The organism is Micromonospora sp. HM134 (genome assembly GCF_007833915.1).
Classification (GTDB): domain Bacteria; phylum Actinomycetota; class Actinomycetes; order Mycobacteriales; family Micromonosporaceae; genus Micromonospora; species Micromonospora wenchangensis.
This window is the reverse complement of record NZ_CP041061.1, coordinates 1,118,578-1,131,237: the sequence shown is the minus strand read 5'-3', so window position 1 is coordinate 1,131,237 and position 12,660 is coordinate 1,118,578. Positions and strand designations below refer to the sequence as shown.

Sequence of the window (12,660 nt, the reverse complement as noted above, 5' to 3'; positions counted from 1 at the left end):
AGTCACGAAGAAGGCCGGAGTCCCAATCGTCAGAGTTGCCGCCGGGTTCCCGTCGAGGGCGCATTTCCCCTGGTAGGGAAGGGTTCGGCCGACCCGCGAAACGCCTGCCGCAGGAAACGTCGGAGAAACGAGAGCTGGTTAACGTTCCCGACCGTTGAATGCTCAACTCGCTCCAGGGAGACAGCTTTGAAGGTACGAACATCGAGGAGTATGCCGATACTCCTCTCGGTGATCGTCGCGGTGACGGCCCCGGTGGCACTGGCGGCACCGGCCTCGGCGGCGTCACCCACCGCCGCCGCGCCGCCCCCGGCGGCCACGACCGACCTGCCCGACCCGACGGCCCGCGGCCCCTTCGGCCACCGGGCCGTCCAGGAGGCCAAGTTCGGCCTCGCCAGCATCCAGGAACCGAACTCCTCCGGCGCCGACCCGACGGCCGGGACCGCGCAGGCACCGGAGCAGATCGAGATCCGGGGCCAGCTCCACACGCCGGACTTCAGCCGGCGCACCACGCCGTCGCCGGTGCTCGTGCTGGTGCACGGCAACCACGGCTCGTGCGACTCCGGCCAGAACACCGCCCAGCTCACCTGCGCCCAGTTCAAGCACAACGAGAACGGCTACGCCTACCTGGCGGAGAACCTCGCCACCTGGGGTTACACCACCTTCTCGGTGTCCCAGGACCAGCTGATGATGCGGCAGGACGGCAACAAGGGCAAGGGCATGCACAGCCGCCGGATGCTCATCGCCGCAACCCTGGACGCGCTGAGCGCGGCGAACCGCCCCGGCGGCCTGCCGGTCGACGAACACACCACCGTCGGCACCATGCTCGCCGGCCGCCTCGACCTGACCCGCATCGGCCTGATGGGACACTCGCGCGGCGGTGACGCGGTGTCGAGCTTCATCGACTACAACCGCATCCGCACCGACGGCCCGCGGTACCCGCTGCGCGGGGTCATCTCGCTCGCCCCGGTGGACTACGAGCGCAAGGCCCCGTACGGGATGCCGTACCTGACGATCCTGCCGATGTGCGACGGCGACGTCTCCAACCTCCAGGGCGCGCGGCTGTTCGAGCGCAGCCAGTACGTCAACCCGGGGGACCCCTTCCCCCGCATCCAGGTGGAGCACCTCGGCGCGATCCACAACTGGTACAACACCGTCTGGTACGCCGACGGCGGCGCGGACGGCCAGGCCAACAACGACGCCGCGTGCGGCAACTCCGCGCCGTTCGCGACCAACAACATCCACCCGCACAATCTGCGGCTCAGCGGCGCGGCCAGCTACACCGACCCGGCCCTGAACTACGCCATCGACAACTCCGACCCGCTGAACCCCGCCGTGAACACCAAGTTCTCCGGCGACGCGGCGCGGATGGGCGACCAGGAGAAGCTGGGGCTGGCGACGATGGCCGCCTTCTTCCGCCGTTACGTCGGCGGCGAGGGCGCGTTCCAGCCCTACCTGACCGGGGAGCTGGCGAACACCCCGGGTGGCCTCCAGGTGCCGGCGTCGGCCTGCCCCACCAGCCCGTCCGGCACCGCGATCGGGTGCGACGAGCGGGTCAACACCAGCTACTTCGCCGCCCCGCAGGAGCGGGTGGACGTGATCCGGCCCGAGGTGGCCAACCCGCTGACCCGCAACGCCCTCGGCGGAACCCTGACCGGCAACGGCTTCGCCGACCCGTACGCGCAGGCCGCCGGGGTCACCCCGAAACCGGCGACCACCCCCGGCGGGTACGACTGGTGCAACCCGGAGCCGCAGGACTTCGCCCCGGCACAGCTCGGCAAGACCGGGCTGCCGACCGCCGCCAAGCCCTGCCCGCTGCCGGCGGCGGGCGCGCTCGGCGGGCAGAACGGCACCCGGGAGAACAGCCCGGTCAACCACTCCTACGGTCGACAGCTCACCCTCGCCTGGGAGCCGGGCTCGACCGCGTCGCTGACCGCCGCGATCCCGGCCGCGTCCGGCGACGTACGGCACCTGCGGGCGCTGGCGCTGAGCGCCGCCGTGAACTTCTTCGACACCCGCAACCCGGGTGCCGACAACCGGGGCGACAACACCAGGGACACCACCGTCAACGGCACCCCGACGAACCCGGTCTGGCCCAACGAGAAGCCCACCTCGTACGACCCGGCCTCGACGACCCAGCGGTTCGTGATCGCGCTGCGCGACGCCGCCGGCCGCGAGGGGACCGTCGACGCCGGTGACCCCCGCTGGGGCAACGCCCTGCACATGTCGACCGGCACGAACACCCCGAACACCCACATCGTCCTCGACCAGATCCGCGTCCCGCTCGCCGAGTTCGCGGCGCAGGGCGTCGACGTCGGCGCGCTGGCGAAGCTCGAACTCCGGTTCGGGGTGGGCGACATGCCGAAGTCCGGTTCGATCGAGCTGGCCGACGTACGCTTCCAGGAATCCGACGCGGGGGCGCAGCTCCTGTCGGACGGCGACCGGGCCGACGGCGCGGGTCACGGCCCGTCCGCCCTCGGCGGCCCCGACCCGGCGACCTACCTCGCCGGCTACGACAACACCCCGGGCAACGTCGCGCTCGTCGACCCGGTGGCGAACCCGCAGGGCAACACCACGTGGACGGTCGACGACGACCGCACGCAGTGCCCGAACGCCCAGTTCACGTCGATCCAGACCGCCGTCGACCACGCGTCGCCGTGGGACACGATCGTGGTCTGCGCAGGGGTCTACCAGGAGTCGTCGACCCCGGTGAACCACGCGTCCAACCCCGTGCAGAGCGGGGCGCGCAACGGCCTGACCATCACCAAGCCGCTGAAGATCAAGGGGGCCGGCGCGGACAAGGTGACCATCAAGCCGGACCAGTCGCTCGGGAACCTGGCCGGCGACCAGCCGTACCTGCGCGACGGCGGCGGCAACGTGATCACCGTGTCCCGGCAGTCGCTCGGCTCGACCGACACCAACGAGATGTTCCTCGACCTCTCCGGCGTGACCGTGACCTCCGGCGACGTCTGGGCCGAGGCGGGCATCGCGTTCTTCGGCGCGGCCGGCCGGGTCGCGGACAGCGTCGTCGGCCCGCTGCGGGTGGCGACCACCGACGAGGAACTGACCGCGCACCCGCACGGCTGGGGCATCGTCCAGACCGGCATCATCCGGGGGGCGGGCACCGGCACCGTCGAGAGCGAGCTGACCGTCACCGGCAGCGTGGTCAGCGGCTACCAGTCCGGGGGCATCCTCTTCGACGGCGCGCGGGGCCGCGACGGCACCCCCGACACCACCGTCCGCTCCGGCATCCGCCAGCACGGGTACGTGACCGACACCGTGGTCACCGGCGAGCCGAACAGCCGGTTCCCGCAGACCGGCATCCAGTACGCCAGCGGGACGAGCGGTTTCGTGAACACCAGCCGGATCACCGGGAACTACTACCCGCCCGCACCCCAGCGGTCGTACGGCATCCTGCTCACCGACGCCGGCACCGAGACGGCCGGGGCGCTCACCGGCTTCCGCAACGTCCTCACCGGCAACGGGTTCGCCGTCTACAACGCCAACGCCGACAACACCGCCGTACGCGAGGGTGCCCCGTTCGCGCTGACCGGCAGCTACCTCGGCAGCGGGCAACCGGTGCCGGGCGGACCGGCGGTCCCGGCCACCGGCGTCGAGGCGATCTCCGGCGCGGACAGCACGGGCAGCGCCACGGTCACCGTCACCAAGCGCCGGCCGACGCCACCCCCGGCGGTGCCGACCACGGTGGACCGGGTCGCCGACGCCGCGCCCTCGGCCGAGGTGGCCGACCCGGGACGCGGCGCGGTGCTCCGGGTCGGGTCGACGGTGCACCCGCTGATCCGGGGCACCGACGACCACGCCGTCGCCTCGACGAGCCTGTTCGTCAACGGCACCCTGGTCGGCACCAGCACCACCGCCCCCTACCTGTTCGCCTGGACACCGGCAGTGAAGGACGCCGGCAAGCAGGTCAGGTTCCAGGCGATGGTGGTCGACTCGTCCGGGCAGTCGACGCTGTCCAAGCCGGTCGTCGGCACGGTCGACCCGGCGACCCCGGCCCCGACCGTACGGATCGACAAGGTGGAAGCCGACCCCACCTCGGGTACGGCGACGCTCACCGCGACGGTCAACACCGCCGGCACCCTCACCCTCAGCGGGGAGAAGGTCAGCGCGGTCAGCCGGGAGGTGGCCAAGGCGAACACGGTGACGGTGACCGTGACGGTGGCGCCCGCGTACCGGCAGACCCTGGTCAGGACAGGTCGGCTCGACGTGACGCTCACTGTCGGATTCGGCAACGCAGCCGGGCAGAGCCCGGACGAAACGGTGCAGGTGACCCTGATCAGATCGTGACGGCCCGACACTGAGGGGAGGGGTCCGTCGGGACCCCTCCCCATGCGGACGTGGGACATGCAACTCCCTGGCTCAGCGGTGCTGACCACACGCAGGGAGAACGAACGGTCCGCGTCGGACCGGGTCTGTCGGTTACGCCCCGCCCGCCTGTGCTCGGAAGAAATCGCACCTCCACCTGGGCCACCTTGCCCTCTCCATCACCACACCCCACCTCACACATGAAGTCGTCATCATTGACTTCATGATCGATCAAATGCGTCCAACCTGGACGACGAGAATGTGCCAGCCTCAGACATCGCTGACACAATTGCACACCCGCAGCAGCATCGGACCGCGCCGGCGCGATCCAGGTCCAACCTTTTCACCAGACCGCTATTCCGTCCTACTAAAAGGCCCAAATTTGGATGGTGACTTGAAATTCCCGTCATCCTCATGCCATTGACAGTGAGTGGCGAACACGTATGACTCGCCACCGTTTATCACAAACCAATTTCCAATAGCTGAATCTGGAAGCTCGGCCGCCCCGGAAGGCCGCCCTTCCGCCACACCTATTTGCAGTCGCTCAAAGCTGGTCGGCAGATACATAACAACAACGTTGGAAAATAGGACGTCCACGCGCTTGGGGCTCGAATCACGGAGGCTCCGCAAAAGCAGTCGCGAGTAGCTAACCGAGTAGTCCCAGACTCTAAAATCCCGCTCCCAGGTCGCAATTTTATGCATGCTACCCTCCAAGAAATCCAGGTCGCGGGAAGTTAACACTCTTGCCGTCCATCGTAAATCTGATCGATTCCCATTCTCGGTTTCCGAGCCGCACTGAGCGGCCCAGAATGTTCATCTCCCGCTGGGTGGTAAACCAATTATCACCACCACCCTCGCGATATGCGTCCTCGAACAACTCCGCCGGCGACGCACTCGCGCGCCCATTGCTCATCTTAAATCCATCCATGCGCACATGAATGGTGGCGCCAGGGTGGCTATTGGCCACATCCCGAACATTTGCCAACGCATCTTCCAATGTGTCGTCGAGAAAATGAGTATGCCCGTTCGCCTCAGCGGACTCACGGAGCCCGTGCGCCCGGAGGCCAAGGGCGACATGCGTGTAGCTCGTACCGCAGTTATGGACGAGGACCGGTGTTGTACCGGCCACCACATAGTACGTGTGGAGGGTGTCGACGGTGAGGTTGTGTACCACCTCGGGTTGGGTGCGGTGGTGTGTGGCCGCTACGGCTGCTGGTCGATGGTCGGCGGTCTCGAAGGTGTAGCCGGGCTTGAGATCCTTGGCCTCTCGCCATTGGTGCTGGTCAGCGATCCAGAAGGGGTGCCCGGCGGTGGCGGTGATCGTCTCGGCGCGGCCGCTGCCCCGGGGGCCATCCACGGTGACGGTGATGTCGACGAGTTGCTTGGTGCCGCTACCGACGATCAGAGCGGTGACTACTCGCGGCGCGGTCCGCCCCGTGGTGGGGTCGGTGGCCAGGACCCTATCGCCGAGCTTCACGTAACGGATCGGCTTGTGGCTGCCATCGGCCATCAGGACCTTCGTGTCGCCCGTGAAGCTGTTGCCGGGGCCGAGGCAGCCGCCGCTCCGGCCCATAAGCCCGCGTCCGATGGTGCGTGCTTCACCGAGACCTGCGCTGACGGCCTTACCGCCGGCCGCTCTCATTCCCCCGCCCAGAGCGCGGAGCCCTGCACCGAGGGCCGCGCCTCCGACAGCCCCGGCAGCCCCACCAGCGGCACCGAAGAGCCCACCGAGCGCGGTTTCGCCGGCAAGATCCCATCCGCGCTTGCCGTTCATGTATCCGGTGACGGCGGAGCCGACCGCTCCGGCCAGGGCACCGCAGGCGACGGCGATGCCGGCGATCTCAGCGGCGTGGTCCTCGACGAACTGGGTCGCCTTGTCCCACATCTCGTTGGCGCCCTCGACGAGTGGGGCAAGGCGTTGAGCTGCTTCGAGGAACAGCTTCTGCCGGAACTTGTCGGGGTCACGGATGGCTTGCTGCGTGACGGCGACGACGCTTGCCATGACCTTGATGCCGCCGGACACCAGCTTGACTCCCGCCAGGAGCGGCTTGGTGAGCGCGGCCACGACCGGCAACTTGGTGAACTTGATCGCCTGCCGGACAGCGGCCTTCGCGGCGTTGGTTACCGCCTTCTTGGCTTCGTATATTCGTTGCGCCGCGGCGCGGGCTTGTTCTTTGGCCCAGTTGGTGGCATTGGTACGGAGGTTGGTGACGCCTTGTTTGATGTGGCGATAGGTGTTCTCGACGGCGGTCTTGGCCTTGTTGTAGAGCCTGGTGGCACCGTTGTAGAGCATCTGCCCGAATGACCTGAGGGCGGAGATCCCCTGGTTCCAGAGTCGGGTTCCGTAATTCCATGCCCAGGAAGCGGTGCTGCTGACGAAGTTCGTGGCGGCGTGGTAACCGTTGCTGACCGATCGGGCGGCCCGCTTGAGCCACTTGGGCCAGTGACCGTCAGGGTCGTCGAAGTCCAGGGGCGCGCCAGCGGCGTAGGCGTACCGGTTCGCGAGGATGGAGTCACCGCTGGTGTAGTCGACACTGTCGCGGGAGGTGAAGGCGCCAGTTCCCGGGTCGTACCACCGGGCACCCATGTCGACCTGACCGGTTTGTGGGTCGGTCCAGTCACCCTGGAAGCCGAGGTTGCCGGTGTCTCCGATGCTGGTGATCTTCTTGCCGAACGGGTCGTACGAGGTGGAGTCGTTCAGCGTGGTCAGGCTGGTGCTGGCGGGATCGAACGCGGCGACGACATCGCCGTGGGCGTCGGTGAGTGAGAGCTGCTCGTCCGAGCCCTGCCCGGTGGCCAGCAGTTCGTCCGCAGGACCGCGGGCGAAGTACTCGACGCCATCGGCGACGACGTCGTCGCCGAGACCGGCATAGGTGAAGGTGGTACCGGTGCGGGACACCACCCGGTCCAGGCCGTCGTACTGGTACGTCTGGGTGATGGCGGTGGTGAGACGGTCGAAGGCGTCGAAGGCGTACTGCTCGCTGAGGCCGGAACTGGTGCGCGACCGGAGCGTGCCGCGCGGTGAATAGGTGTAGGTGTAGTCGCTGTCGGTGAGCAGCCTGTTGCGTGCGTCGTAGGTGGCGGTCTTGCTGCCGGCGCGAATCCGGTTGCCGCTGGCATCCCAGGCGTAGGTGATGGTGCCCGCCGGGCTGGTCCAGCCGGTGAGCCTGCCGGCTTTGTCGTAGGTGTAGGTGTTGTTGCCGGCACCAGCGGTGCCGGTGGTGTCCTTGCTGGTCAGATGACCGTTCAGGTCGAATCCGTAGGCGACGGAGGCGACGACGGCGTTGGCGGCGTTCTTCAGGGTGTCGCTGTTGACCCGGCCCAAGTCGTCGTAGCCGAACGTACGGATGCGCCCGGCACCGTAGTCGATCGTCTTCACCTCGCCTGCGGCGTCGTACGTCAGGTTCTGACGTTGTTCCGTGATCGAGTCGGTGAGGGAGGTGAGGCGGCCCTTGACGTAGCCGAAGGTGGCGGTGCCGGTGACGTCGGTCCTGGTGGTCATCTGCCCGTCGTCGTCGTAGCCGAAGGTCGCAGCACCCGAGGGGCCGGAGGTCGACAGCACCGCACCGCGATCGTTGTAGGTGTAGGTGTTCGTGCCGGTGGGCGCGCTGACGCTGGTGAGTCTGCCGGCCTTGTCGTAGCCGAGGCTGCGGGCGGCGGTGGTGGACTCCCCGCCGGAGCCGGTTTCGGCGGTGAGTCGTCCGGCGGCGTCGTAGGTGCGCTGGCGGCTGGTCTCACCGGGGGCGCTGATGCGGGTGGCGCGGCCTTCGGCGTCGTAGCCCACGGTCCAGGTGCGGTCGGGGGTGGTGGGGTGGCTGCTCGTGGCTGGCTCGATGGCTGACTCTGGCAGGCCGAGAGTGTTGAAGGTGTAGATGGTGGCGTTGCCGCGTCCGTCGGTGTAGCGGGTGCGGTTACCTGCCGCGTCGTACCCGAAACTGGTGGTGATCGATTCGGTGTCGGTTACTGGTTCGATCTGCCTGACCAGGCGGTTCGCGGTGTCGTACTCGTAGGTGGTGACGACGTTGTAGGGGTCCTTCGAGGAGACCATGTTGCCGGCCTCGTCGTACCCGTACCTCTGGGTACGCAGCACGTCCCCGTCGGCGTTGAGATTGGCGTCGCTCGTCAGGTTGCCGAACAGGTCGTAGCTGGCGCGGGTGGTTCGCCCCAGCCCGTCGGAAACCCGGACCTTCCGCCCGAAGTAGTCGTATCCGAAGTGGGTGACCGCGCCGTTCGGGGCAGTGGTGCGAATGAGGTCGCCCACGGAGTTGTAGGTGTTGCTCGTGACCGCGCCGGTCGGTGACGTGATGGAGGTCAGATTCGCGGCGTCGTCGTAACCAAGCTTGGTGACGAGGTTCCGGTTGACCGGATACCGCTCGACGCGGGTCTGGGTCGTCTGGCGGTCCAGGTCGTCGTAGGTGGACTGAACCTGTGCCCCGGTGGGGCCGGTGACGGTCAGTGTCTCGCCGGTGCGGGTTACAGCCGTCAGCTGTCGCCTCAGCGAGTCGGGGAAGCGTCGAACGGGAAATTCGTCCGCAGCTCAGCTCCAGCACCCAGGCCCTGAACCGGTCGTTCTCGCATGGCGAGTCCCAGCGCATCCTGAGCAGTAGAGCGCTACAGAAGGGCGGGACGGGCCCTGAGGGGCCCGTCCCGCCGCCGCGTCAGCGCGACCCGGTTCACCCGGTCAGCTCGGCTCCCCCGACAGGGAGGTCCGTCGCTGTGAGGCCATGACCAGGGAGTAGACGTGCTCGCGGAGTTCACCGAAGAGCGGGGTCTGCTTGGTCGCGATCTGGTCGCGGGGGCGGTCGAGGGTGACCGGCAGGTCCGCCACGACGACCGACGGGCCCTGCGACAGCACGACCACCCGGTCGGACAGGTACACGGCCTCGTCGATGTCGTGGGTCACGAACAGCACCGTCGTACCGGTCTCCGCCCAGACCTTGAGCAGCAGGTCTTCCAGGCTGGCCCGGGTCTGGGCGTCCACCGAGGCGAACGGCTCGTCCATGATCAGCATTTCCGGCCGGACGGCGAGCCCCCGGGCGATGGCGACCCGCTGCTGCATCCCGCCGGAGAGCTGCCACGGGTGCAACCCGGCGGCGTGGGCCAGGCCCACCATCTCCAGCGACTCCTGCACCCGCTGCCGGATCTCGGCGCGGGGCAGACCCCGGTCGCGCAGCGGGAGGGCGACGTTCTTCTCGACCGTCAACCAGGGGAACAGCGAGCGGCTGTAGTCCTGGAAGACCACCGCCACGCCGTCGCGGGGGCCGGACATGCGTTCCCCCCGGAACATGACCGCGCCGCCGGAGATGGGCAGCAGCCCGGCGATGCACATCATCAGGGTGGTCTTGCCGCAGCCGGAGGGCCCCACCACCGACACGAACTGCCCGGCGTGGACGGCGAACTCGATGCTGCGTACGGCGGGCACGTCGCCCTTGCGGGACCGGTAGGACTTGCTCAGCTCCTGCACGTCGAGCACGGGGGTGTCGAGGGTGGTGCCGGGCTGCTGCGGTCGGGTCGTCACGGGGTTCATCCGAGGCTCCTACGTGGTGTCGGTCAGTGGCTTTCCGCGCTGTCGGGGCGCACGTTGCGGTGCCACCGCAGCAGCACCCGCTCGACCAGGGCGAAGACGGCGTTGAAGAGGATGCCCAGCAGCGCCAGCAGGACGATCGCCGACCACAGCTGCGGGAACTGGAACAGCCGCTGCTGGCTCACGATGTAGAACCCGAGTCCGGCGGTGGCGGCGTACAGCTCGGAGATCACCATCAGGACCAGCGCGATCCCGATGCTGATCCGCATCCCCGCGAAGATGGCGGGGCTGGCGCCGGGCAGCAGCACCCGCAGGAAGTAGCGACGCCGGGTCAGTCGCAGGCTCCGGGCGGCGGTGACCACCGTACGGTCGATGCCCCGGACACCGTCGTACGTGTTGATCAGGATCGGCCAGAGGCAGCCCAGCGCGATGAGGAAGACGTTCATCCCGCTGGTGATGCCGAACAGCACGATGGCGATGGGCAGCAGGGCGGTGACGGGCACCGACATGCCCAGCCGGATCAGCGGGTTGAAGAACGCGCCAGCCGGCCGCCACACCCCGATCAGGATGCCTCCGCCGACGCCGAGCACCGTCGCCGCGCCGTAGCCCAGGCCGAGCCGGACGAGGCTCGGCAGGACGTCGGCCCGGAACTGGGAACTGAGGAACAGCGACGACGGCGACGCGGACAGCCAGGTGTCGACGAACGCTCCGAAGATCTGCGACACCGGCGGTACGAACAGGGAGCCCACCATCCGGGCGGCGACCTCCCACACCACCAGCAGCAGGGCGAGCAGCCACAGCGACCGCACCCCGCGTCCCACCGCCAGCGCCGACGTGACCACCGGCCGACTCAGCCCCTGCCCGCTCATCGTCCACCCTCCCGCTGTGCCTGGCCCCACGGCACCACCAGGCGTTCGACCAGGTTGAAGCCGTAGTAGAGGCCCATCCCGAGCAGGCCGACGAGCAGGATGCCCGCGTAGACGAAGTCGGGTCGCTGCGCCTGCTGGTACGTGGTGATCACCGTTCCCACCCCGTTGGTGGCACCGAGCAGTTCGGCGGAGAGCACCACGATGAGCGCCGTCGAGCTGGCCACCCGCAGCCCGGTGGCGATGGACGGGGCCGCCGACGGCAGCACCACCCGGGTCAGCAGCCGGGTACGCGTCCACCCCATGCTGCGCCCCGTGGCCAGCATCAGCGGTTCGGTGTCGCGGACGCCGTACATCGCGTTGAGCAGGATCGGCCAGAAGATCGCGTAGATCGCCAGGGACACCTTCATCTGGGTGCCCAGGCCGAACATCAGGATGGCGATCGGCAGGAACGCCGAGGAGGGGATCGACCGGCCGGCGTGCACCACCGAGGACGACGGCCGGTAGAGGGCGGAGAAGTAGCCCAGGGTCAGCCCCAGCGGAATGCCGACGGCGCTGGCGGCGAGCATGGCGAGCAGCCACGCCCACAGGGTCTGCGCCACCTCGGTCAGGAACGTCGCGTCGACGAGCAGTTCGCCGGCGCGTTGCAGGGTGTCCACCGGGTACGGCAGGGAGTCCACCGAGACCGCCCCGGTCCGGACCACCAGGTCCCACAGCACGAACATGGTCACCACGCCCGCCGCTCCCAGCACCCAGTCGGGTGTGGGGCCCCACCGGCGGGCCGCGACGGGCCCGCCGGTGGGTCGGGCGTCCGCCTCGACCTGGTCAATCACGTGGACGTCCGACGCCATGTCACGTCCTCTCCCCTCATGGTGGCCCGCCTACCGGGACGACAGGACAGTTCAGGACCGCGCGAAGTCGGTGACGAAGGGCCCCAGGTCGGGCTTCTTCTGGAGCATCTTCAGGTCGACCATCTGCTGGGCCATCCGGTCCAGCGCGGCGACGTCGACCGCCGCTTCGAGGGCGTTCTGCGGTTGTGCGGCAAGGGTTTCCGCCGGCACCTTCTGGCACTCGGAGAGCAACCGGAACGCCTCGTCGGTGTTGGCCGGGTCGCTGAGCTGCTGCGCGGTCTCGGTGATCGCCTCGTGGAAGCGCTTGGCGGCGTCGCCCTTGCCGACGAAACTCTTGGCGGCGATGTAGGTCGCGATGTAGATCTTGTCGCTGCTGGCGAAGGGGTCGGCCAGGCTGCGTACGTTGTCGTTGTTGTTGCCCAGCAGCGAGTAGCCCAGTTGGGCGGCGTCGACCCGTCCACTGAGCACGGCGGGGACCTGCTCGGCGAAGGGCAGCGCCACGAAGCTGACGCTGTCCGGAGCGACGCCGTTGGCCTTCAGCCAGCTCGCGGTGACGATCTGGTTGATGCCGTTGATCTCGTTGACCGCGATCTTCTTGCCGGCGAGGTCGGCGGCTGTCTTGATCGGGGAGTCCTTGCCGACGAAGACGCCCTGCGCGGGCTTGGCCGGCGGCAGCGCGTTGACGTTCACCCCGGAGACCATCTGGATCGGGAAGCCGGTGTTGTAGGCGTTGATCGCGGTGTAGCCGTTGACGTAGCCGAAGTCGGCCGCGCCGGACAGGACCGCGGCGACCGCCGCCGAGCCGCCCCCGGAGCGGACCAGTTCGACGTCGAGGCGGTGCTTGCCGTAGACGCCCTTCCCGATCGCCCAGGTGTTCCAGATTTCGCAGCCGAACGTCGTGACGGAGACCTTCGTGGTGCCGTCCGCGTTGTCCGCAGCGCCTTCGGCGCCCCCGCAGGCGCTCGTGAAGAGCAGCGCGGCGAGGGCGACCATCGCACCGGTACGTCGTGTGTTCATCGTGATGCTCCTATGTGCTTCGCGCGTGCCCCCGACGTCTCCCGCCGCCGATGCCGGCGGTGGCAGGGGTGGGGGCGTT

General features: G+C 68.5%; 6 protein-coding genes. 1 reads left to right on the top strand and 5 read right to left on the bottom strand.

The window, feature by feature from the left end:
* Positions 1–210 precede the first annotated feature (210 nt).
* On the top strand, positions 211–4,305 hold the full coding sequence (locus FJK98_RS05410) for an Ig-like domain-containing protein (protein ID WP_145918045.1): 4,095 nt from the start codon (positions 211–213) through the stop codon (positions 4,303–4,305).
* A gap of 721 nt (positions 4,306–5,026) precedes the next feature.
* Here the strand turns inward: FJK98_RS05410 and FJK98_RS34620 are convergent.
* The 5 genes from FJK98_RS34620 to FJK98_RS05385 all read right to left on the bottom strand — a co-directional run bounded on the left by FJK98_RS34620 (position 5,027) and on the right by FJK98_RS05385 (position 12,581).
* Positions 5,027–8,584: an RHS repeat-associated core domain-containing protein gene (locus FJK98_RS34620; protein WP_305070089.1), complete on the bottom strand. Its 3,558-nt coding sequence runs from the start codon at positions 8,582–8,584 to the stop codon at positions 5,027–5,029.
* A gap of 420 nt (positions 8,585–9,004) precedes the next feature.
* Complete coding sequence (locus FJK98_RS05400) at positions 9,005–9,850, bottom strand: ABC transporter ATP-binding protein (protein ID WP_145918043.1); 846 nt, start codon at positions 9,848–9,850, stop codon at positions 9,005–9,007.
* A 23-nt stretch (positions 9,851–9,873) separates the two neighbouring features.
* Positions 9,874–10,716, bottom strand: a complete 843-nt coding sequence (locus FJK98_RS05395; protein WP_145918042.1) for an ABC transporter permease — start codon at positions 10,714–10,716, stop codon at positions 9,874–9,876.
* A complete protein-coding gene (locus FJK98_RS05390; RefSeq protein ID WP_145918041.1) occupies positions 10,713–11,564 on the bottom strand; it encodes an ABC transporter permease in 852 nt (283 codons plus the stop codon). Before FJK98_RS05390 ends, FJK98_RS05395 begins: the two co-directional genes overlap by 4 nt.
* A gap of 51 nt (positions 11,565–11,615) precedes the next feature.
* A complete protein-coding gene (locus FJK98_RS05385; protein ID WP_168222386.1) occupies positions 11,616–12,581 on the bottom strand; it encodes an ABC transporter substrate-binding protein in 966 nt (321 codons plus the stop codon).
* Positions 12,582–12,660: the final 79 nt, after the last annotated feature.